Genomic DNA, 23,185 nt, shown 5'->3' with positions numbered 1-23,185 from the left:
AGGTTTACGATTAATGTTTTGCACGAAATGTGGATTGAAGAATTACCTCTGACTTTTCGCTACCACCGTAGCCACGAGCAGTAATTCGATAAATAACACTATTACCGGCCTGTTCAACATTGGCCCCGTATTCCGTAGACTCGCCCATTGCAGCAGCAGCAGGCCCCTCCACTTCAACTTTCTCAACAACATAGGCAGGCATTTTGGTTAGCTTTAAATCGATGTCAGATTTATTTATAGCGATCGAATTGGTGTCCCAAGTTGCGCCAGCCCATCTAGCAACAGGGCCAAAAGGCGCATCCTTTAAATTTTGATTTGTTAATAATCCATTTTTATTTTCAAACACCATTTTTGAACCGTTAGCAGCTACATTTAACTCCGCTGTGCGCAAAGCGGCTTCCGTTGCCTGAAATGCCTGATTTCGATCACGCATATTCCCCGCCATCGCCTCCTGGGTGTTACTGCCACGAATTGCGGCAACACCAATGATGGACATCAGTAACACCATAATTAAACCAACAATAAGCACCATTCCACGTTGCGATTGCACAGTACATACTGCCTTTCGTTTTGAAATAAATGGCTGTTTCATTATTAATTACCTGCAAATAGATTGCCCTAATCCAAACGACTACGAATACCTACCGTACTCACAAAAATCTGGCGCAAACGCAAGTCAGCAGCCTTCTTGGGATCACTACCTGCAAAACTATAAACTTGCTTTTCCGGCACAACATTATCATCTGTGCTTTGTACCAAAAGCTGCAAACGCACGCTGGAGACCGCCAACCAGGTAGTAGCGCCTGCGGAATTTATTTCTGCTGCAGTGTTATAAGTGTCTGGAACCTTGTCGCCATTAGTATCACGACCATAGGTTATAGCCATATCCTCAACACCTTCCAGAATCTCCAACGAGACCCCGCCGACATGCTGCCAAAGACTGGGACGACCAGAGCGGCCCGTTGCCAGGTAATAAATTACACGCTCCATTTTTAAAATTTGTGCCCCATCCTTGAAGTGGTCATCGGGACTTGACGCGCCCCCCCAACTAGTAGGGAAATTACCTGGTGTGCCAGAGCCGTCATGATTGATTTTGATTTCTCCTGATGCGTTATCCACTTTTGTAGCATGAAAAATACGCGCCTTTTTACAATCAGTGACCAGCAAAATGTCATTCGTGCACAACCCGTCAAGGCGAGCATCGCCATTTGGACATGCACCTGCTTCGCTAACGTTTAGTGTGGTGAAAAAATTGGCCGCTTCTTTATCTTTTGTGAGAGAAACATCGGCGTTTCGAGCGAGGGTAACAACAAATAAATCCGTATCGGGCAATGGATCCGGTGATAAATCATAACCGGCAGGCTCCGCTGTAAATCCATGTATTGCATCTAATGCAAAGACATCCGGAACCAATGTTTCATCTAGCATATCAAACTGAAAATTAGTGCCTTTAATTGTACTCTCAATACTACCAATACTACGACTGGCACAACCCATGTACCCGGCCATTCGAATATCACGAGTCATAAATTCCAATGCCAATCGCCCTGACTCTTGAACACTCGCTACTGCACGCTGGTTTGTATAGGCAGCCTTACTACCAATAAACATTTGAAGAACGCCAGCCATAAGCACAAGCCCCAGAGTAATGGCGATCATTAATTCAACGAGTGAAAAACCTTTTTGTATATTTGCCATAGTCGATTCACTAAATTCTCGTCGTATATTCAAAAGTGGCAATGTCTTCATCAGCTTCACCAGTTTGATTTTGTTCCGTCCAACGAATTGCGACAGCACAAATTCCCGCCCCGGTACACTGAATCTTTCCCAAACCTTTTGGTAAAACCTTACCAATGAGCTCACGCCACTCACGAATATCCACACTCGACAAATTAGAACCACCTGGTGTTGCTGTAGCAAAGTCCAGCGAGTATTCAGCAACACGATTACGATTAATCCGAATACGATCCAAAATATCGTAAGCAAGAATATTTGCTTGTGAGCGCAAATAAGCACTGTGATTAAATTGCAACGAACGCATTTGTAAAGCAGAAAGAGTTAGAAGTGCTGTTGCAATAATAAGTACAGTCACTAATACCTCTATAAGCCCCACACCTTTTTGTCTTTGATGAATTGTTTTCACGTATCCACCGTATACCTTATTCACACAAGATGTAATCAGTACTAATAAGCCCCGCAACCCCAATGGAAATAACACTAGTGTTAAATCCTGTACAACCTGTAATTTTTGCTTCAAAAGTGATGCTGGTATTTCCGGAAATAGCAGCCAGCAGCCCCGAGGAAGTAAAACGAACAAAATTAACTGCTGTTGTAGCTGGAATAGTCATGGCTCGCCCGGTTTTTACTTTTGCTGCCGCTACCGTTTTAGCTGGTGCAAAACCAAGAACAGCCATACGATCAGCTTGCTTCCAGTAACGAAGCACGGTATCGGTTCCTGCCGCCAATACAGGAGGTGTTGCACTATCAGTTGCTGCAGAATCGACAAACACAATCCATCCTTTGGCCCAATCAGTAGCGGTCGCACAAGTAGCTTTATCTATACTTGGACAAATAGAAACACGCCTTGCTCGCTTAATCGATTCTGTGCGTGCGTAATTCAGGGCAGATGCAAAATCGCCCCCAAAGGCTTGGGATTTATTATTGCGAATTTGTTCATTAAAACTGGGAATAGCAATACTTATTACTATGGCTAGCACAGCCAACGTAATCATGAGCTCTATTAATGTAAATCCGCGATGATAACTTCGCATAGCTAAAATCCTGCGATCCAAGCACGTCCACCAACAAATGGTAGACAGCCTTTTTATGGTTGATTATATTTTTGCAGCCTAACATGCTCTACCAAGCAAGCATGGTTAAGGTCGACATCCGGTCAGCGCCGCAGTATGAATGGCCGCGCGTGACGCGCACTTCAACATTACCAAGGACGGAAAATATGACCATGCGCGGTTATACACTTATCGAATTACTCGTTTCACTCGTCATCGTTGCCCTGCTTTTAACAATTGGACTTCCAGGCTTTAACAAAGTCATCAAACAAAATCGCACGAAAACAGCCGCCTTAACAATATTGGAAGCAATAGAAACCACACGCTCTACAGCTGTTTTTAACAATCAGCGGGCACTTATGCGCCCCATTGCAAAAGATTGGAATAATGGATGGATACTTTTCATTGATCTTAATGATGACGGAGAATTAAAGGAGCCTGAAAAAACGATCCAGAAAACCGAACGACAAGATGGGGTAACCATAAAGACTAATGCACCATTACGAGACTACATATCATTCATAGGCACAGGTGAAGGGAGAAAAACAGGCAAGCGCCATGGAGGCGCGATGCTAATTGGAACTATGGAAATTTGCCCTGATGATAAGAGCGAAGGCTATGTAATTATTTTATCTCGAGGAGGAAGGGCTAGACTTGCAACACTCTCGGCAGCCGAATGCCAAGACGACGAGGTGTGAATCAGCGTAAGAGCTAATTAAAATCGCAACGCCTTAGGCAAAGAAAAACTAATATTCTCGGGCGTGCCATCCATTTCCACCGGAACTTCTGCGCCGCAGGTTTTTAATTTATCGATAACCTGCTTAACCAGAATTTCCGGGGCGGAGGCACCCGCGGTAATGCCGATACTCGTACGATTTTTTATCCATTCCGGATTAATATCATCAGGCCCGTCAATTAAATAACTTTCTGTTCCGCAGCGCTCAGCAAGCTCACGCAAACGATTGGAATTTGACGAATTGGGTGAGCCCACAACTAAAACCAAATCACATTCCAATGCAAGTTGGCGTACGGCATCCTGGCGGTTGGTAGTTGCATAACAAATATCGTCTTTGCGAGGCCCCTGGATTTTAGGGAATTTATTGCGCAACGCTTCGATTACTTTGGCAGTGTCATCCATTGAAAGCGTTGTTTGGGTTACGTAGGCAAGATTTTCCGGATCATTAACAACCAGTGCATCAACATCGGATTCGTCCTCAACCAGATATATCGCACCGCCGCTCGCCGTATTGTATTGCCCCATAGTACCTTCTACTTCGGGATGGCCTTCATGGCCAATTAAAATACATTCTTTTCCTTCGCGACTGTAACGTGTTACTTCAATATGCACCTTGGTTACCAGCGGGCAAGTCGCATCAAAAATTTGCAGACCGCGATCTTCCGCCTCTTTACGCACTGCACGGGAAACACCATGGGCACTGAAAATTAAAATAACATCGTCGGGAACCTGATCAACTTCATCGACAAAAATGGCGCCGCGCTCGCGCAGCGAATCCACCACAAACTTGTTGTGCACAACTTCATGACGCACATAAATAGGCGCTCCAAAAACATCGAGCGCGCGATTTACAATATCAATCGCGCGATCAACACCGGCACAAAAACCACGAGGATTGGCAAGTTTGATTTGAGTCATGATTAATGCACCTGCACCGGTTCAATTTTGAGGATGGCAACTTCAAATAAAATATCGCGTCCCGCCAGCGGATGATTAAAATCGACAACAACGACCTCATCATCAAAACGTTGAACGACGCCAGGCAATTCAGTTTTTTGCGCATCGGCAAATGACAACATTAAGCCTTCACTTAACTCCAGATCCGGACTGAATTGACTGCGCGCGATTTCCTGGATGTTGTTCGGATTGCGCTGGCCAAAACCATCTTCCGGTTTAATCACTAATGTTTTGTGTTCACCTTCGAACATACCGAAAATTGCTTTCTCAAAACCGGGCAGCAAATTGCCATCGCCAACAGTAAATGTAGCAGGCGTGCGTTCGAAATTTGAATCGACTATATCGCCATTATCCAATTGCAATGAAAAATGCAAAGTGACTTTGGTTCCAGGCCCTATGGCTAACTCACGCATCGGCTTTCTTCTCTTTCACAAACAACATATCAATAATTAATACTGCCGCACCCAAGGTAATTGCCGAATCGGCAAGGTTGAAGGCCGGCCAGTAATTATCCTGGTAATGCACAACAATAAAATCCACTACGTGCCCATGCACAATGCGATCATAAAGATTGCCTACTGCACCACCCAGGATAAACGCGAGCGCAAAGGCCTCGCGCACTTTGGTTGCCGCAACACGGGCAATCCAGACAGTCAATAACACACTGGCGACTATGGCGATAATGCCGAAGAACCAGCGCTGCCAACCACCTGCATCCGCTAAAAAACTAAAAGCAGCACCCGTGTTGTATGCCAGCGTAAAATTAAAAAATGATGTAAATACTTTTGTTTCGCCATATTCAAATGCAGCTTCAATGGCATGCTTGCTCGCCTGATCCAACAGCACAATCACAATTGCCACTGCGTACCACAACCAGGCTTTTTGATAAACTTTTTCGGTCATTACATGATTACCTTAATCCCTCCCTGGCCTACCCTTTTTCAACGGGAGGAAGTTGATTGTGCGCAGACAGCATACGAACAAACAATCAATTCCTCCTTTTAAAACCAGGATGGGCAGCAGGGATTTTAATTACGCAAACGCGCGTTCTTCGCCCGCGCCATCCACATTGGTGACGCAACGCAAACAGACGGTTGGATGCATTGTATTTGCACCGACATCGGCGCGGTGATGCCAGCAGCGCTCGCACTTGGTGAACTCAGACTTTTTCACCACAACTTGCAAGCCATCCACATCTGTTACTTCTGCATTTTGCGCTGCACTCAATGGTTGTACTTTCGCAGTCGATGTAATCAAAACAAAACGCAACTCATCGCCCAGCTTTTGCAACTCAGATTGAAGTTTGTCATCAGCAAATAATGTTACTTCCGTACCAAGCGCCCCACCAACTTCACCTGCTGCACGTTTGGCTTCAATCACTTTGTTAACGGCTGTTTTTACTTGCGCGATTAATTCCCAGTAACTCTCTGGCAATGAATCCGCTGGCAACAACGGCAACGAATACCACTCAGCGATAAAGACATTGGCCTCGCGCTTGCCGGGTAATACTTGCCAGATTTCATCGGCGGTAAAACTCAGAATTGGAGCGATCCAGCGCACCAACGCTTCAATCACATAATACAACGCGGTTTGTGCAGAGCGACGTGCGCGCGCATCGGCTTTAACGGTGTACTGGCGATCTTTAATAATATCCAGATAGAAACCACCCAACTCTACTACGCAGAAATTGTGCAATTTCTGATAAATCATGTGTAATTCGTAGCTGTTGTAGTAGCTGATAATTTCCTGCTGCAATTTTGCGGTTTGACCAACAATCCAACGATCCAGTTGCACCATTTGGTCCATCGGCACCAGATCAGTTTCCGGATTAAAACCAACCAGGTTCGACAATATAAAGCGCGCGGTATTGCGAATACGACGATAGGAATCGGCTGTGCGTTTTAAGATTTCATCAGATACGCGCATGTCGTTACTGAAATCAGTTGCAGCGATCCATAAACGCAATACATCCGCGCCATATTCATTCATCACTTTTTGCGGCGGCACCACATTGCCCAGGGATTTGGACATTTTGTTGCCGTTGGCATCAACAGTGAAACCGTGAGTCAATACTGTTTTGTAAGGTGGAACTGCATTCATCGCCATAGACGTTTTCAGCGATGACTGGAACCAACCGCGATGCTGGTCAGAACCCTCCAGATACAAATCCGCAGGGAAACGTAACCCGGCGCGTTGCGCGAGCACCGCATAATGAGTAACGCCGGAATCGAACCATACATCCAGTGTGTCAGTCACTTTTTGATAAGCGTCTGCATCAGCGCCAAGCAATTCTTTTGCGTCCAGTTCAAACCATGCATCCATTCCACCCAGTTCAACTTTTTGCGCAACCGCTTCAATCAAGCGTGGCGTTTCCGGGTGCAATTCCCGGGTTTCTTTGTGCACAAATAATGCGATAGGCACGCCCCAGGTACGCTGACGGGAAATACACCAGTCAGGCGATGAGGCAAGCATGGAATCAATACGCGCTTTACCCCAATCAGGAACCCATTGCACGCTGTCTACGGCGGCAGCAACCTGGTCGCGCAAATTGTTTTTGCTCATGCTCACAAACCACTGTGGCGTTGCACGGAAAATCAATGGCGTTTTGGTTCTCCAGCAATGGGGAAAACTGTGAGTGATTTTGCCTTGCGCTAATAACGCGTGCTTTTCGATTAACAATGCGACAACTTTTTCATCCACTTTATACACGTGATCACCCGCAAAAATTTCTACGTTGGGGCGATAAGTGCCGTGGTCGTCGATGTAATTAAGAGTGCCGATACCATATTTCAAACCGACCGCAAAGTCTTCCGCACCGTGGTCCGGCGCCGTGTGTACAAAACCGGTACCCGCATCAGTTGTTACATGATCGCCGAGAATCACTGGCACCTGGCGATGATAAAAAGGATGTTGCACCAACAAGCGCTCCAGCGCTGCGCCTTTTACACGCCCAACAATTTCAGGCTCTTCCACATGCGCTCGCGACATCACACTATTCACCAGCGCTTCTGCAACCACTAAACGCTCAACGCCAACTTGCACTACAACATAGTCAACGTCAGCACCGGCAGCTACCGCCTGGTTCGCAGGTAATGTCCAGGGAGTAGTGGTCCAGATCACTACCGAAATTTTTCCGCAGCCAGTTAAACCTTCAATCACTTTTTCAACGGCATGCTGATCAACAAAAGGAAATTTTACGTCGATCGAAAAAGAGGTTTTATCGTGGTATTCCACTTCGGCTTCAGCGAGTGCGGAGCCGCCGACAACGCTCCAGTAAACAGGTTTAAAACCGCGCAACAAATGGCCGTTCTCGGCGATTTTTCCGAGTGAACGAATAATGTCGGCTTCAAATTTGTAATCCATGGTGAGATAAGGGTTTTCCCAGTCACCCAATACGCCCAAACGAATAAAATCCTTGCGCTGGCCTTCGAGTTGCGCAGCGGCATATTCGCGGCATTTTTGGCGGAAAGTTTTTACATCTACTTTATCGCCGGCTTTGCCGATTTTTTTCTCTACGTTGTGCTCAATAGGCAAACCGTGGCAATCCCAACCTGGCACATAAGGCGAGTCAAAACCACTCAGGGTTTTGCTTTTGATAATGATGTCTTTAAGGATTTTGTTAACCGCGTGACCGATATGGATATCGCCATTCGCATAGGGTGGGCCGTCGTGCAAAATAAATTGTTCACGACCTGCGCGCGCCGCGCGAATTTGTTGGTACACATTATTGGCTTGCCAGTTTTTTAACATCTCCGGCTCGCGCTGTGCGAGGTTCGCTTTCATCGCGAAATCGGTATTAGGCAGATTCAGTGTAGCTTTGTAATCGGTCATGATTCACGGTCAACTTTGTTAACAAATTAATAAGGAAATTATTTAGCGATTGCAGCAAAAAACTGTTTGGCTTGCGCAATATCCGTTTGCAGTTGCGCTTGCAATTCATCCAGTGAATTGAATTTTTTTTCATCGCGCAATTTGGTGTGGAAGGCAACATTGATCATTGCGCCATAAACGGTGCGGGCGAAATCAAATATATGCACTTCAAGTAGCGGTTTTTTAACACCGTTTACAGTCGGTCGCACACCGACATTGGCAACGCCATTATGAACACTGCCATCAGCAAAGGTTATGGTCACCGTAAACACCCCGTGCAACGGCGATTTATAACGGCGCAAATGGACATTTGCTGTCGGCACACCCAACTTGCGCCCCAATTGCTGCCCGTAAACGATACGGCCGCCAATGCTATAAGGGCGGCCCAGCAATTTTTCAACGCCAGCAAAATCACCTTGCTCCAGCAATTGGCGAATACGCGTGCTGCTCACGCGCACACCATCCACCTCCAATGTGCAGGTATCAGTGACCTCAAATCCGCGCTCAATACCTACGGATTGCAAGAGCGCAAAATTGCCGCGACGATCACAGCCAAAGCGGAAATCATCCCCGACAACCAGATGCTTGATTCCCAAACCATCGAGCAGGATTTTTTCGATGAATTCCTCGGCGGACAAACTGCGCAGCTGCTCATTGAATTGCAGGCAAAAAACCCGTTCTACGCCGGCAGCCAACAAGGCCTGGATTTTTTCGCGCAAGCGCATCAAACGTGCCGGGGCTTTATCGCCGGAAAAAAACTCGTGGGGCTGGGGTTCAAAGATGATGACAACAGCGGGCAATTGATGCTGGCGCGCAACGGCCAACAACTGGCGCAATATCGCCTGATGGCCAAGATGCACCCCGTCGAATGAACCTATGGTTGCCACACAGCCCCGGTGCCAGGGTCGCAGGTTATGTAACCCGCGAATAAACGCATGTGCCGCCGGATTCACGCTGGGTGCTGCTCCTAATCAAATCGACTGAAAAATGAGGCGGCAGTATACAGGAGCGGCGGCACCTGAGCCTAGCACGCAGGGAAAATGGCGCCGTTAGTGGTGGCCCTTGAAATCGCGCAAGCGGATACCTACAGCCAACAGGCCAAGCCCGTATGCCAGCAAGCCCGTGATACACACTACTGTAAGGCGGATAACGCGCTCCAGCAGATGCCATTCCGCCCATTGGGTCCAGAAATGTAGCAGGCCGAAAAGCACAGCGACCATAGCCAGATTAGCGGCTCCATAACGCAACCAAAGCCTGGGCCAATTGTTCGCAGGGCTATAAACACCGGCTTTGCGCAAGCCGCGATAGAGTAAATACGCGTTGACATAGGCCGCCATCGCCGTGGTGAATGCCAGGCCGACATGCCCCATTCCCCACAACATGACTAACGGGATCACCACCAGCGGTTTCATCAGGATATTGGCAAAAATAGCAATAATGCCGGTGCGCACCGGGGTTTTCATATCCTGCCGGGCAAAGAAACCGGGCACCAATACTTTAATCAACATGAAGGCAAACAACCCAAGCGCATAGGCTTTCAGGCTATAGGTGGACATTAGGATATCCTCATACTTCATCTCGCCGTGATAGAACAACGTAAACAGGATTGGCTCCGCCAGAATGACGAGCGCAAGTGTCGCTGGCAAAGCAATCAGCACCACAAAACGAATCGCCCAATCGAGCATATCGCTGAATTTTTGCGTGGATTGCCCGGCGCTAAGACGAGATAACCCCGGCATGATTACAGTGGCAATCGCCACACCGAATACCCCCAGTGGCAACTCCACCAAACGGTCCGAGTAGAACAACCAGCTCACCGCCCCATCGCCCAGCATAGTGGCGATAATGGAATCCAGCAGCAGGTTTAATTGGCTCACCGACACACCGAATAACGCCGGTGTCATCAACACCAGAATACGTTTAACGCCGGGATGCGACCAATCCAGTTTGGCCGATGGCAACAAATGAATTTGCCGCAAAAATGGCAGTTGGAACAGCAATGAGAAAACGCCGGCGGCGAGAATGCTCCAGGCCAGGGCATATGCAGGATTGGGGAAATAGTCCGCCACTAATAACGCGGCGGCGATCATAAAAATATTGAGGAATACCGGTGTCACTGCCGGTATGGCAAAGCGGTCATAACTGTTAAGGATGGCACCGGCAAAACCGGTGAGCGAGATCAACATCAGATACGGGAAAGTGATGCGCACCAAATCAACCAATAAGGAAAATTTCTCCGGTTGGTCGGCGTAACCAAACCCGAATATATAGGCAAACCCTGCAGCGCCGATAATCCCCAACACCGTAAATAACATCAGGATAGATCCCAGGCAACCCGCAACCCTATCCACCAGCTCTTTCACCGCATCGCGCCCACCCTTCTCTTTATATTCTGCCAACACCGGAATAAAGGCTTGGGAAAATGCCCCTTCGGCAAATAAACGCCGAAAGAAATTGGGAATTTTCTGCGCGATCGCAAACGCATCCATGGCGCCGCCCGCCCCTAACACAGCGGCGAGCACAATATCGCGCACCAAACCCAGCACGCGCGAGGTCATGGTCATAGAGCCGGTCAACAAGCTGGAGCGCAACAGGCTTTTGGGTTTGGCCGGCGCTTCAGGAGCTGGAGTCGAAGGAGTTTTGTTTTCGGATGGATCGGGTAAATCAGACACGGGCAAATCCTGCGCGGGCGAAAAGATGCGGCATTATCCACGGCTGATATACTCAGGCACAACACCCGTCCGCCGTTGAAACCGGGAGAATCATGATGCACACCAAATCAACCTTGTTTTTCGCCCTTGTTGCACTGGGTAGCCTGAACGCCTGTAGCCCGCGCGACACCACCGCGACAACAACAAGCCCCCCTGTTGCAATAGAACCAGCAGCAAAACCAATACATTCCAGTTGGGATGTCGATAACGACGGAATTAATGATTGCGAAAAAGATGGCAGTTGCAATCACAGCATTGATTACACCCAGCCTCGCCCTGCTCATAACCCATCATGTAACCAAGCCGAGGGCAGTATTGGGCAATTGGTGTGTACCACACCAGAGCTGGCAGCATTGGATAATCATCTCGCTGATATTTATTCCGCCGCACGCAATAAAGCAGTTAACGAGCAAGCGCCCCGACTTAACGCCGAACAACACGGCTGGCTTAAAGGCCGCGATGATTGCTGGAAAGCCGACGATAAAAAACTGTGTGTGAAAACCGAATACGAGCGCCGTATTAGCGAGCTGCAAGCCGTTTATCAATTAGTAGAGCACAACGGACCAATTCACTTTGAGTGCGATGGCTCTCCCATCAAGCAATTAACAGCCACTTTCTACCAAAGCGATACGCCCACATTAATTGCCAAATACGGCGATTCCGAATCCCTGATGTATTCAGCCGTTGCCGCCAGCGGTGCGAAATACGTGGGACGCAATGAAAGTTTTTGGGAGCACCAGGGCGAAGCCCGTGTTGTGTGGGGCTATAACACACCGGAGTTTGTGTGCAAAAAAGCAGAGTAGCAACAACGATTTTTTTAGCCGGCAGTATCGGTTTGTGCAACGTCGCACACGCTGACCAAGTACTGCTAATGAATGGCGACCACATCAGCGGCACTATCATTGAGCTCAATACTGAAACACTCAAAATCAATACAGATTATGCGGGTTTAATGACCGTGAAAGTTGGGGCGATAAAAAGTTTTCACACCCAAAAAAATGCGCAATGGCAGATCAACCTGAAAGAAAGGGACGCAACCATTCACGCCAGCAATAAACCTGGCCATGTTTTGGTCAACGAAAAAAATGTCGCTATTAACGAGCTGATTTTAAAACCGGCGCAAAAGCGCTGGAAAAAATCGGGCCTACTGGAAACATCGCTGGATGTAGATAACGATACTAATCGTAAAGAACAACTCCATATCAATACCGAATTCAACCTGGAATCCCGACATTGGCGACATGCGCTGAAAGCAGAATCAAAACGCGATAAGGAACGCAACCATGTTACTGAAGACACCCTTGAACTCAATTACTCACTGGATTATTTATTCGACACTCACTGGTTGCTGCGCGCGGATACAACTTATCGTGAAGAGGGGGCAGTAACCAACAATCAATATTGGTACCTGGGGCTTGGCCCGGGTTATCGCTTATGGGGTGAAGGCAAAGATAAGCTCGACCTGATCCTCGCATATAACCGCTTCTGGTTTAGTACCGACAAAGCGGACCTTGAATTAAGTGCCTGGGCGCTGGCGCTCGGTTACGAACAATTTTGGTTCGACGAAAAACTGGAAACTTTTTCTGATTCCCGCATCGCCTTTCCAACGGTTCCTGTCATTGATTACATAATCAATACCAGCAGCGGCTTACGTTATTACCTGGGCCACAACATCCACATTTCACTAAAATACGACTACAAGGAAACGCGTTATATACTTGGATCAATCAAGGACAGCAGTTATGTGTTGGGAGCGGGAGTTAATTTTTAATCCATTAGATATTTAATAAGCTATCATAATCCTGATCATCTGCTTCCGCGCCAAGTGCATCTATATTTTCAGGAAGCGCCGAGGATAATCCAGCCGCGAAATTTTCAATAAAAACCTGCGCAACATCCTCCTCTAACATCAATTTATCTTTGTTTCCATCTTTTTTCAGCAAAGCATAAATTTTTTCTGCGTAGGCGTTTGCATCAGATTTAATTTCGTGCAGTTCCTCTTTAATAGCTTGTAAAAGCTCGCCACCAATACTCATGTTTTGTTCAGAATCCAGGCCAATAATTGCACCAGTAATCAAATCGGTAAATACATTATTTAAATGTCCACTGTAACCGTTGCCTCGCCAGGGCAAGCGATCCGAATTACCGATTTTAATATCAGTTACATGCATAATACCCAGCGATTTTGCTGGCCCTGCCATCGTATTTTTTTCATTCCTGTTCATCGTGCCAAGCCCGGCACCGAGCGTTTCAATGTATTGCATTAATAAACATTCACCCAGCCCCTCAACCATCAACCAAATAGCGCCCGGCGTGGTAATTCCCTGGCTGGCCATTTCCTTCATTCCATTAAATTCACTTTTTCCGTCAGGTTCTTTTTTCAACATCATTTTTTTATTATCTACAGTTACCTCATACAATGGATGAGAACTTTGCTGACTACTTTTTACTCCTTTAAAAACACTCCCGTCTTTCAATTCAATCCCCGGATCTCCCAAAGTCTCTATCGTCATGCTGACCTGAAAAGTGATTTCATCAGATTCTTCTTCATAACCCAGCGAACTTAATAAAGTATCAATGTTGCTATGAGTATGCTCGCCATTTTCAATCAGAAATTTTATCTCATTAAATTTTGCTACCACACCTTTCGAGGCTTTACCAACGCCGTAAACATTTAAAAAGGTCATTACATCAGTAAATTCTTCATTTTTTTCGATAAAACCAATTTGCGCTGTACTGGGATATTTGCACATTGGACTGGCAAATTTTTTCTGTTCATGCGACCAGTATGCGCATTAGCCAGGTCGGTATTTGCCCGTAATTGCGCAGACTGCGGACTGTGCTGCAATAAATGCTTGTACCGCTGTTGCACCACCGACTCAGTGCGCAAATCAATGAACTGTGGCCGGGCAGTAACATTGTTCTGTGGCGGTAAAGAACTTTCCTGACGGTTTACATAAGTTGAGGCGATTGCGTTTTTTTTCATGTGTGATGCCTTGTATTTATTTTGTTCAGGGCGCTCAGTCATTTGAACATTACCGTTGTAATCAATAGGCAAGCCTTGGGATATAGTCAAGATTGATTATCAGCAAAGAAAGGTTGACAATCTTTATTACAACCAATACTGTATATAAAAACAGTAACAACACTTTCGAGGGTTTACCCATGGCAGTAGTCGCCGTATGGCTATGTGATCGGGATGGCAGTATGTTTGAAGATAGAAAAGTCGCAGAAGAGCACGATAAGTATCTGGAGCTGGCCGCCAATATCACTCAATTGATTGAAGAAAATATTCCCGGCATCGATGAACAACACAGTGAAGCCATAGGCTTGTTGTTAGCACAACGCCGCGAGCTTTTAGCCAAAGCCTGCAAAGGCAAGCCTGATGAATTATTACAGCCTTTTACTTACGAAAAGCCTGTAACCCTGAACAGCAAAGCCACCACCGCCAAGGAGTAGGAACGCCAGGCAGAGGTAGTTGCTGTAAGTACCGGTTCGCCCACATCAAACCGGTACAGTTAATGGCCGCCCACACAGCCATTAACACACAAACAATTGAATTCACCACCCTGTGGTAACTTCAGTGGTTTGTGACGTGTTTAAGTGGGCTTCCCGGATATTGGAATCACTTCTCCCCAGCGGTAATTCCGGCCTTCGGTTGGCTCACTTGCTTCCAATGACTCATTCTGGCCCAGGTCGTTCAGCCACACCTGATGTTGGTAATGAGCCACTTTCGCCACTGCACCTTTTCCTTATGGAACCTCAACGGGTGCAGTGGATTTTTCCCTTCCATACGACCCCATTCCTTACTTTGTTTCGCTTCTGCTTTTGCGTCTTCGATGAAACCGAAATCATTACCCCGGTGTCAGTTATTGGCGTGCAATTACCGAACTTTCAGCTAGAGTTAGGTGATTGTATACAAGTAGGTGGAACATAAAATGTCACTAATATCACCATTATTTATCTCGGTCCGCAGTACATTAATCGGCAGCTTGATTACCCTTTGTACCCTGATCCCCCTTTCCGCCCATGCGCAAACCAAGCAATTACGGGTTGTGCAAGGCAACAACAGTATTGAGGCCTATGCCAAAGGCTTGTTGCGCCTTGCCCTGAGTAAAGTGCAGGATAAATATGAACTGCAGGAAGCTATACCCAATACCAGTGAAGAACGAATGGTAAGCATGCTGATGGACAATCAGTTGGACGTTGTGTGGTATGCCACCACCAATGATCTGGAAGAGCGCTTACTCCCTGTTCGAATTTGCATCTACCGCGGCCTTCTGGGTTATCGCGCCTTAATGATCAAAAAAGGCACACAACATAAATTCGACGGCATAAAAAACCTGGAGGACTTGAAAAAAGTCTCCCTGGGCCAGGGGCGCTTCTGGGCAGATACCAACGTACTTACCGCTAACGGCCTCAACGTAGTAAAAGTACTTAAGTACGAAGGGATTTTTTATATGCTGGATGGCAATCGTTTCGATGCATTTCCGCGCGGTGTGCATGAGCCCTGGTCAGAAATAAACCGCTACCCGAAATTAGCGCTGGATGTGGAACAGAATTTATTAATTTCCTACATCAATCCATTTTATTTTTTTGTGAATAAATCCAATGCAAAACTTGCGAAAGATATTGAACGCGGCCTGCGTATTGCGCTTGAAGATGGCAGCTTTGATGAATACTTTTTTAATGATCCCACCGTCAAGGATGTCGTCGAAAAAGCCAACCTGAAAAACCGCACAATCATTCATTTGGAAAATCCGTCATTGCCGCCAAAAACGCCAGTCGACGACAAATCATTGTGGATTGATCCTTATTCAATGTAATAATCTTTCCTATCGCTACGGCCACGAAAATATTTCGTGGCCGCCTGTTTTTACCCTGCGCTTTTTAAAGGAATAGATTAAGGAGCGTACATATTGATGTATTGCACCATGCGCGGGAAGGTCGCGCGATTGGGGCTACTTCCATGCGGTAGCGCATGATGCCAGATAATTAAATCCCCCGCGCTGGCTGCAATCGGTTTTACCGGCCATTGCGTCCAATCCTGTTGCTGCACATCAATACCTTTCGGCTGCGCCATCAGCCAGTGATCAATTTTTTTATGGAAGCCAGGCACGCAGCTAAATGCCCCCTGATGCGCTGCAACATCAGTTAAATAAATTAATGCCTGGGTACCAAAAGGAATGGGAGCCTGGAGTTCCACATCCCAGTGAATGGATGGCCCGGGAAATTGCCATTGTGGTGTTTCCGGTGGGTTAAAACCGACCCTGTCAGTAGTCACAACCAAATCGTCACGTTGCCATAATTGCTGGAAAGCAGCGCGGATAAAAGGTGATTGCCGCGCAACCTCAAAGGCGGGATTCGCAAACAATTGCACCATAATTTTTTTCATTTCCCCGGCAGGTTTATACCAGCTTTCCGGATCGTCTTCGCGCATTTGCAAATAATCCCAAATCGCTGCGCGCGCGGCAGCAGTTTCCTGCGGCGATAAAACACCGGGGATAATGACATAACCATGTTCATCCCAATGAGATAATTGTGCATCACTTAAAGGCTGCTCAATATGCTCGTCCAATAATGATTTTTTATTTTCCAGGCAATCCAGCAATGCACGATTGGCACACTCGACGATTAACGGCTCCAGGGTTCCCCCGTGATTAAACTCAATCCAGCGTTCAAATTCGCTAATGTTGCGGGCGTGATACACCTGCGCTATTGCAGGCTCCAATCCCACCCCCAGCTTATCCAATAAAATACGATCCAATTGCCATTCGTTGTTCGCAAGTTGTGCGAGGCGTTCATTCGCGACAGCAGATGGAAGTTTTTTTTGCAACTGCGCTTTGTGCCAGAAACGCCGCAAGTGATAAACACCCAATGCAGATTTTTCAAGGGAGTCCGGTAACAATAATGTATCAATGTCCGCTTCGCGTTCATAAGCAAAGACAAACCGGGGATATTCACCTTGCTCATAACCATAACGCAATATACTGCCTGGTTTTATCCAGGCATTTTTTTCATAGAGCGGCAAGGTCAATTGGGATTGGCTTTCACGCAAGACGCAATCTTCAAATACACAAATTTCTGTCGTTAATTTTAAATCCTGCCAGCGACCAGGTGTTTGCGGAACCGCTAAAACCCCATGCAATATTGCGCTATCGCCATTGCCAATTTGTGTGGCACTGGTTTTATCGAGCTGAAAAATGTTGCCCAGATGCTGCAGTTTTTTCTGTGGTTCTTCAGCGTGCGTCAACCATAGGTCCAAACGAATTCTTTGCGGGATTAACCATCCATCTACCCGCAGGAATTGTTGCAGGTGCGCAAAAATACTGACTTGTGGTTCCTGTAATAATCCCTGGCGCATGGTTTCCGAAATAATCACATCGTATTGCTGCGGCGCTTGCCAATGGCAGGCATCCGCGCACACGATGTCCTCAATGATTTCACTGGAATCCAGTTGCAGCACCACGAGTAACCGCCGCAAGGATGCAAGTGATTCAGCATGGATATCAAGCAAGGTCACGCGCAATGCATCGCGGTTGAACAGCGGCAATAACGGAACCAATAGCAATGCAAACGGCCCGGTGCCGGCATAAAGGACACGCACCGGCGATACGTTTTCCTGCGCACATTTTTGCTGCAACGCCCTGTACACGCCCTGCATAAAAACGCGTGTACGCTCAACATCTTCCGCACATTGCGCTGCGGTCGTGGGTGACACCGCCTTACCTCGCGCAGTAATGCTTGCATTTTCATCCAGAAAAAATTCCGGATGCAAATCTATTCCAGTGATCGTGCACAGGTCCGCGACCAATTGATCCACAAGCGGTTTTGCCTGGCCGGCATTAGCGCAATCCAGCAAACGGGACACAAGGGCAACAACAGGATGGGGCATAGTCAAATCCTTACTATTTAAATAGGTATTTAATTCAAGCGGTTTCAGTCAGCAACATTTAATAATTCTATCAATTGCTGCCAGAGTAAATGTTTAGTGAGAGGCTTCAAGAGAATACGTGCAGGTGCGAGGGTATGCGCGATTTGCGAGTCCTGGTCAGTAATATTGGCAGTAAGGAATAAAATCGGTGTATTTTTCCAGCGCGTTGAACGCATATTTTTTGCCACTTCAAAACCATCCAGCTGCGGCATTTGCAAATCCAGGATAACCAGATCGACCAATGCTTGCTCCTGCAACATTTCCCAGGCTTTTAGACCATTATTTGCTTCCAGTAATTGTGCTCCGGTATGTTTTAGTTGTTTATATAAAATCATGCAATTAATAGTATCGTCATCGGCAAATAAAATAGTGCGCCCTTGCAAATCCGGCGCTCGCAATGGTGCCGCCGAAAGCGCGGCAGCGGCTTGCTGTTGTTCACCCGGCTCCGGTGCGGAAAGTGGAAAATTCACAATGAAGCGCGAACCTTTACCTAATGTCGATTCCACATAAATTTTGCCACCGTGTTGTTCAATTAAATAACGGGTCACTGTTAACCCGAGCCCGGTACCACCGGAACGCCGATTGGCAGAGGCCTCCAGCTGGCTGAAAGGTAAAAATAATTTCGGCATATCGTCGGGCGCGATACCTATACCGGTATCCTGCACAATTAATTGCAGTGCATCCGGTGAACGTTGGCTGATAACCGTCACATTGCCTTCATCGGAGTATTTAATACTGTTACTCACCAGATTTAATAAAATTTGTTCGAGCCGATCGGCATCAGCCCAGATACGTTCATCGGGCGTTGTACTGTTAATCAATTGCAAATGTTTGTTGGCCGCTAGTGGTTTGATGATTGAAAATACTTTTTCCACCAGGGGGTGAACCTCTACCCAGCTTTTAAACAATTCGATATTGGCTTCCACCATTTTGGTGTAATCGAGGATGTCGTTAATCAAATGGCTGAGCCGGCGCCCACTGGAAATAATCAAATCCAGTTTTTTGCGCGCATCGCCCGGCGGCAATTGCAATTCTTCCTCCAGCGCGGAGGCCAGGCCCACAATACCATTCAATGGCGTGCGCAATTCGTGCGAGGTATTTGCCAGAAACGCATCCTTCACCGCGTTAATACGCACCAGCGCGTGATTCAATTGTTTTTCTTTTTCCAACGCAACTTTTTCCCGCTGATGGCGATAAATCAAATACAAAACGCCAACAATTAATAACCCGTAAAGCACATAAGCCCACCATGTTTTCCAGGGCGCAGGCAGAATACGCACAACGATATCCAGTTGCTGGTTGCTCCACTGGCCACTGCTATTGGCAGCTTTCACCTGGAACCGATAAGTTCCGGGCGGAATGTTGGTATAGGTCGCACTGTGTTTGTTGTTGATGTAATTCCAATCCTTATCAAAACCTTGCAAGCGATATGCATATTGGTTGCGCGATGAAAAATGATAACTGAGCGCAGAAAATTCAAACGCGAACATGCTGTGCCGGTGTGTAAGCTCCAAACGATCAATAAGATTTACACTGTGCGCAATTGGTGATTCATTTTCAGCAGGCGTTACATCGCGATTGGCAATCTTTACCCGCGTGAGGCGCACCGGAAAATCGGCGTTCTGCTGGGTCATCCGTTCGGGATCAAATTGGCTCATGCCTTCCACACCACCCGCATAAATTTCACCGCTGTTGGTCACCCGTAGCGCACCGCGATTAATCGTCAATGCGGCAATGCCGTGGCTGGCATTAAACGCACTGATGGCCAGTGAATCCGGATCTACACGCGCAAGCCCTTGATGAGTTCCCAACCAGATATTGCCTGTTTTATCTTCACTTATGCCTGTCACCACCAAATCAGGCAACCCTTGTTGCAAACCTAATGAGATGAGCGGCTCACTATCATTTACCCAAATAAAAACACCGGCATCCAGGGTGCCAATCCATACACGCCCGCGCGAATCCTCAAACACATCGCGCACCATCAAGCTCGGGATATTGCGCACACCGGGATCATGGCGGCCAAAATGTACATAGGTATTGCTGGCAGGATCGTAGCGATCCAGCCCATTGGTTCCACCTATCCACAAGCGCTGCTGGCGATCGCGCAGCAAACTGTAAAGGTCGAGGCTGGAAATACCGGCAATATTTTTTTGCGGTACCTGCGCCGAAAATGTTTCACTCTTCGGGTCAAAACGATTAAGCCCTCCCTCTTGAGTTGCCAGCAATATTTCACCGTCAGCACCGGGCAAAATATCCCACACGATATTGGAATTGAGACTGCCGGGATTATTACCCGCGATAAAATGTTTCAAATTACCGTTCACATCCAAACGATAAATCCCGTCGCTCCAGGTTCCTACCCAGTAATTGCCCAGGGTGTCGCGCGCCAGTGCAGTGACCGGCTTTTCCGGCATAGGTTGCGGCAGGCCTGCGGCGGATAAATTACTGAACGACCCGGTCGCCGGATCAAATTGGTTCAACCCTTTTTCCGTACCTACCCAAATGCGCTTGTCCGGCAATTCCAGAAAACTGAGCACACCGTTGTCATTCAATTGCGGCATGGAGGGATTAATGGTTTGTTGGTAATTGTTCACCTTATCGCTGCTGCGATGATACAAGCTGATCCCGCTGGGGAAATGGGTAATCCATAAGTTGCCCTCGCGGTCTGCAAATAAACCCACGGTCTTATCGCTGGCCAGCGATTGCGAATTCCATTGTTGATGACGGTAACTGATCCAGGTTTTTTGCTTGAGGTTATAGCGCAACAAGCCGGCGCCATCGGTAGTAATCCACATATCGCCGGCGCCATCATCCAGCATTGTCCAGACAGAATTGCTCCCCACCGAATCCAGTGCGGGCAAATGGCTGAATTCACGCGAAAGCGGATTTAATAAATCGATTCCCGTCGTATGTTGCCCCAACCACAAATTACCTTCGGTATCTTCAGCGATAGCCTCAACCCGACGGCCAGCGGTACCGGTTGCATCGGCAGTATCATGGGGGAAAAAATGGAATTGGCCGGCGTGGACATCAAACTCTGCCAGGCCCGCATCACTGGTGCCGACCCAAATTCGCCCGGAGGAATCTTCATATAACGCGCGAATGCTGGTAGCAACGGCGGCAGTAGAAACACCTTCCGGCAAGATAAATTCCTGCGCGTTGGTGCGCTCGCGGTTAATGCGCACCAGGCGACCATTATCGCCAACATACAGATTACCGAGTTTATCCTCCATCAAGGCATACACAGAATTGTGTGTCCCCAGGGTTGCAGGTAAAAACGGCACAAATTCATCGCGGGCAGCGTCATAACGGCACAAGGCCTGCTCGGCACCCACCCATAGATCACCGCGGCTATCACTGAGGAGAGCCTGCACAAAACGCCCGCAAATATTTTGTGTATCAGCACCCACACCGGCATAGTTTTTCAATTCCATGCCATCGTAACGCAATAAGCCTTCGCCGCCGCCAAACCAGATAAATCCCTGGCGATCCTGGGCAATAGTGACAAGGTTATTCAATGCTTTTTGGTTAACCGGATCATCCAGCTCAACGTGTTGGAAACGAATATCTGCGGCCAATGATGGGCCTGCCGCAGTAGCAAGCAGCAGAATCAGGAGCGACAACCACACGCGGTTGATTTGTTGTTGGAATTGTGTGGACATAAAACCAATTTTAGCCCAGCACCCCGATTTTGCCCGCCATTACCACGACTTTACACATCCATTTCAATGCGCGCGAAAGGCTTCACAAATTCACCATTTATCGCCAGGCTGTCATCAAAACAGCAAATATCCTTAACAATGCGCCTATAGCGTGAGCAGGCACCTCCCCCATTTCACCATCCACTACAAAGGAGTTTCCCATGTTAAAACCTGTGCACCTGCTCGCGAGTGCCGCGCTGGCATTACTGATTCCGCTAACCGTCTTCGCCCATGGCGATAAATATGAAAACGACAGATACGATTTTCATAACAATGATAAAACCCCGAGTGTACAACTTGGCCCGCGCCCGTTTTATTTAGTCAATGATATGGATGAAAGCGCGCTCAAGAAAAAATTGCAGAGCTGCGTGAACGACACCTTTAAAAAAACCAACTTCTCGATTGGCCATCGCGGCGCGCCCTTGCAATTTCCCGAGCACACCAAAGAATCTTATGAGGCCGCCGCAAAAATGGGCGCCGGTATTTTAGAGTGCGATGTCACCTTCACCAAAGACAAACAACTCGTATGCCGTCACTCGCAATGCGATCTGCACACCACCACCAATATCCTTACCAGCCCGCTCGCCAGCAAATGCAGCCAACCATTTTCACCGTTTGATCCGGTCAGCGGCAAAGCGGCGAGTGCCACTTGCTGCACCAGCGATATTACCCTCGCTGAATTTAAAACCTTGCAAGGAAAAATGGATGCGTTCAATCCCAAAGCCACCACCGCTGCAGAATACTTGCAGGGAACAGCTAACTGGCGCACCGACCTTTACGCCAGCAAAGGCACATTGTTAACCCACGCAGAAAGTATCGATCTGTTTAAAAAGCTCGGTGTAAAAATGACACCCGAATTAAAATCCGCCAGCGTTGCCATGCCATTCAATGGCTACACCCAGGCACAGTACGCGCAACAATTGATTAACGAATACAAAGCAGCCGGCGTAAAAGCGCGCGATGTCTGGCCACAATCATTTGACATCCAGGACGTGCGTTACTGGATCAAAAATGAGCCGCAATTTGGCAAGCAAGCGGTTTATCTGGACGATGCCGATACGATCGCCGATGTTCCCACGGCGACTGATTTACAACTTTATGCAGACGAAGGCTTCAATATCGTTGCCCCGCCTATTTGGGTTCTACTCGCGCTGGATAAGAACAATAAGATTGTTCCTTCAGAGTATGCGCGCAATGCCAAAAAAGCCGGCTTGAAAATTATTACCTGGTCCTTCGAACGTTCAGGCCCACTTAAAAATGGCGGAGGTTGGTATTACCAATCCGTCAATCCAGCTATTAATAATGACGGTGACATGATGGATGCATTGCACGTGCTGGCGAAAGATGTTGGCGTAATCGGCATTTTCTCCGACTGGCCTGCGAGCGTTAGTTACTACGCAAACTGTATGGATTTGAAGTAATTGTTTGATGGCCCCGCTAATAGGCCCGGTTAATGACCGGGCTTGTTATTGGCCACTGCGTAT

21 protein-coding genes are annotated in these 23,185 nt (G+C 47.5%); 6 read left to right on the top strand and 15 right to left on the bottom strand.

Annotated elements, in window-relative coordinates:
* Nucleotides 1-10: 10 nt before the first annotated feature.
* The 4 genes from A596_RS02720 to A596_RS21860 form a co-directional block, all read right to left on the bottom strand.
* On the bottom strand, nucleotides 11-550 hold the full coding sequence (locus A596_RS02720; RefSeq protein ID WP_160280066.1) for a pilus assembly PilX family protein: 540 nt from the start codon (nucleotides 548-550) through the stop codon (nucleotides 11-13).
* Between the two features lie 68 nt (nucleotides 551-618).
* Nucleotides 619-1,749: a PilW family protein gene (locus tag A596_RS02715; protein WP_084127960.1), complete on the bottom strand. Its 1,131-nt coding sequence runs from the start codon at nucleotides 1,747-1,749 to the stop codon at nucleotides 619-621.
* Nucleotides 1,709-2,143 (bottom strand): type IV pilus modification protein PilV, encoded by a 435-nt coding sequence (gene pilV, locus A596_RS22535; protein ID WP_160280065.1) that lies wholly within the window; start codon nucleotides 2,141-2,143, stop codon nucleotides 1,709-1,711. Before pilV ends, A596_RS02715 begins: the two co-directional genes overlap by 41 nt.
* Before the next feature lie 16 nt (nucleotides 2,144-2,159).
* Nucleotides 2,160-2,771 carry a GspH/FimT family pseudopilin gene (locus A596_RS21860; RefSeq protein ID WP_052417173.1) on the bottom strand — a complete coding sequence of 204 codons (612 nt, stop codon included), beginning with the start codon at nucleotides 2,769-2,771 and terminating at the stop codon, nucleotides 2,160-2,162.
* Nucleotides 2,772-2,854: 83 nt separating this feature from the next.
* Between A596_RS21860 and A596_RS02700 the strand changes: the two genes are divergently transcribed.
* Nucleotides 2,855-3,487: a GspH/FimT family pseudopilin gene (locus A596_RS02700; protein WP_084127956.1), complete on the top strand. Its 633-nt coding sequence runs from the start codon at nucleotides 2,855-2,857 to the stop codon at nucleotides 3,485-3,487.
* Between the two features lie 17 nt (nucleotides 3,488-3,504).
* On the opposite strand, the gene ispH is transcribed toward A596_RS02700, so the two are convergent.
* The 6 genes from ispH to murJ form a co-directional block, all read right to left on the bottom strand.
* Entirely contained in the window at nucleotides 3,505-4,443 is a 939-nt protein-coding gene (gene ispH / locus A596_RS02695) for a 4-hydroxy-3-methylbut-2-enyl diphosphate reductase (protein WP_039912466.1), read from the bottom strand.
* 2 nt (nucleotides 4,444-4,445) lie between these two features.
* Nucleotides 4,446-4,895 (bottom strand): FKBP-type peptidyl-prolyl cis-trans isomerase, encoded by a 450-nt coding sequence (locus A596_RS02690; RefSeq protein ID WP_039912464.1) that lies wholly within the window; start codon nucleotides 4,893-4,895, stop codon nucleotides 4,446-4,448.
* Nucleotides 4,888-5,385 (bottom strand): signal peptidase II, encoded by a 498-nt coding sequence (lspA, locus tag A596_RS02685; RefSeq protein ID WP_039912462.1) that lies wholly within the window; start codon nucleotides 5,383-5,385, stop codon nucleotides 4,888-4,890. The genes A596_RS02690 and lspA overlap by 8 nt, the downstream gene beginning before the upstream one ends.
* 129 nt (nucleotides 5,386-5,514) lie before the next feature.
* Entirely contained in the window at nucleotides 5,515-8,313 is a 2,799-nt protein-coding gene (gene ileS, locus A596_RS02680; RefSeq protein WP_039912461.1) for an isoleucine--tRNA ligase, read from the bottom strand.
* 38 nt (nucleotides 8,314-8,351) lie between these two features.
* Nucleotides 8,352-9,305: a bifunctional riboflavin kinase/FAD synthetase gene (gene ribF, locus A596_RS02675; RefSeq protein WP_039912460.1), complete on the bottom strand. Its 954-nt coding sequence runs from the start codon at nucleotides 9,303-9,305 to the stop codon at nucleotides 8,352-8,354.
* 96 nt (nucleotides 9,306-9,401) lie between these two features.
* On the bottom strand, nucleotides 9,402-11,024 hold the full coding sequence (gene murJ / locus A596_RS02670; RefSeq protein WP_084127954.1) for a murein biosynthesis integral membrane protein MurJ: 1,623 nt from the start codon (nucleotides 11,022-11,024) through the stop codon (nucleotides 9,402-9,404).
* Nucleotides 11,025-11,116: 92 nt separating this feature from the next.
* Here murJ and A596_RS02665 point away from each other — a divergent pair, with 92 nt between their 5' ends.
* Both A596_RS02665 and A596_RS02660 read left to right on the top strand, forming a co-directional pair.
* A complete protein-coding gene (locus tag A596_RS02665) occupies nucleotides 11,117-11,866 on the top strand; it encodes an MliC family protein (RefSeq protein ID WP_084127952.1) in 750 nt (249 codons plus the stop codon).
* The gene (locus A596_RS02660) at nucleotides 11,848-12,834 is read left to right on the top strand and encodes a DUF481 domain-containing protein (protein ID WP_039912459.1); all 987 of its coding nucleotides are present in this window, start codon (nucleotides 11,848-11,850) and stop codon (nucleotides 12,832-12,834) included. The genes A596_RS02665 and A596_RS02660 overlap by 19 nt, the downstream gene beginning before the upstream one ends.
* Nucleotides 12,835-12,838: 4 nt before the next feature.
* Here A596_RS02660 and A596_RS02655 read toward each other — a convergent pair whose 3' ends face one another.
* Nucleotides 12,839-13,750: a protein kinase family protein gene (locus A596_RS02655; RefSeq protein ID WP_039912458.1), complete on the bottom strand. Its 912-nt coding sequence runs from the start codon at nucleotides 13,748-13,750 to the stop codon at nucleotides 12,839-12,841.
* A complete protein-coding gene (locus A596_RS02650; protein ID WP_152600079.1) occupies nucleotides 13,750-14,049 on the bottom strand; it encodes a hypothetical protein in 300 nt (99 codons plus the stop codon). The genes A596_RS02655 and A596_RS02650 overlap by 1 nt, the downstream gene beginning before the upstream one ends.
* Nucleotides 14,050-14,228: 179 nt before the next feature.
* Between A596_RS02650 and A596_RS02645 the strand changes: the two genes are divergently transcribed.
* Complete coding sequence (locus tag A596_RS02645) at nucleotides 14,229-14,522, top strand: YebG family protein (RefSeq protein ID WP_039912454.1); 294 nt, start codon at nucleotides 14,229-14,231, stop codon at nucleotides 14,520-14,522.
* A gap of 140 nt (nucleotides 14,523-14,662) precedes the next feature.
* Here A596_RS02645 and A596_RS23060 read toward each other — a convergent pair whose 3' ends face one another.
* Nucleotides 14,663-14,803, bottom strand: coding sequence for a hypothetical protein (locus A596_RS23060; protein ID WP_160280064.1), 141 nt, complete (start codon nucleotides 14,801-14,803; stop codon nucleotides 14,663-14,665).
* Nucleotides 14,804-15,001: 198 nt separating this feature from the next.
* Between A596_RS23060 and A596_RS02640 the strand changes: the two genes are divergently transcribed.
* Complete coding sequence (locus A596_RS02640) at nucleotides 15,002-15,889, top strand: type 2 periplasmic-binding domain-containing protein (RefSeq protein WP_235425602.1); 888 nt, start codon at nucleotides 15,002-15,004, stop codon at nucleotides 15,887-15,889.
* Nucleotides 15,890-15,966: 77 nt separating this feature from the next.
* On the opposite strand, the gene A596_RS02635 is transcribed toward A596_RS02640, so the two are convergent.
* Together A596_RS02635 and A596_RS02630 are read right to left on the bottom strand one after the other, a co-directional pair.
* A complete protein-coding gene (locus A596_RS02635) occupies nucleotides 15,967-17,958 on the bottom strand; it encodes a phytanoyl-CoA dioxygenase family protein (RefSeq protein ID WP_039912452.1) in 1,992 nt (663 codons plus the stop codon).
* Between the two features lie 44 nt (nucleotides 17,959-18,002).
* Nucleotides 18,003-21,662 (bottom strand): hybrid sensor histidine kinase/response regulator, encoded by a 3,660-nt coding sequence (locus A596_RS02630; RefSeq protein ID WP_039912450.1) that lies wholly within the window; start codon nucleotides 21,660-21,662, stop codon nucleotides 18,003-18,005.
* Nucleotides 21,663-21,862: 200 nt separating this feature from the next.
* Here A596_RS02630 and A596_RS02625 point away from each other — a divergent pair, with 200 nt between their 5' ends.
* The gene (locus A596_RS02625; RefSeq protein ID WP_039912449.1) at nucleotides 21,863-23,122 is read left to right on the top strand and encodes a glycerophosphodiester phosphodiesterase family protein; all 1,260 of its coding nucleotides are present in this window, start codon (nucleotides 21,863-21,865) and stop codon (nucleotides 23,120-23,122) included.
* Nucleotides 23,123-23,185: the final 63 nt, after the last annotated feature.

The organism is Cellvibrio mixtus subsp. mixtus J3-8 (assembly GCF_000766945.1).
GTDB classification, from domain to species: domain Bacteria; phylum Pseudomonadota; class Gammaproteobacteria; order Pseudomonadales; family Cellvibrionaceae; genus Cellvibrio; species Cellvibrio mixtus_A.
The sequence above is the reverse complement of the archived record's forward strand: the minus strand, read 5'-3'. Positions and strand labels throughout refer to the sequence as shown.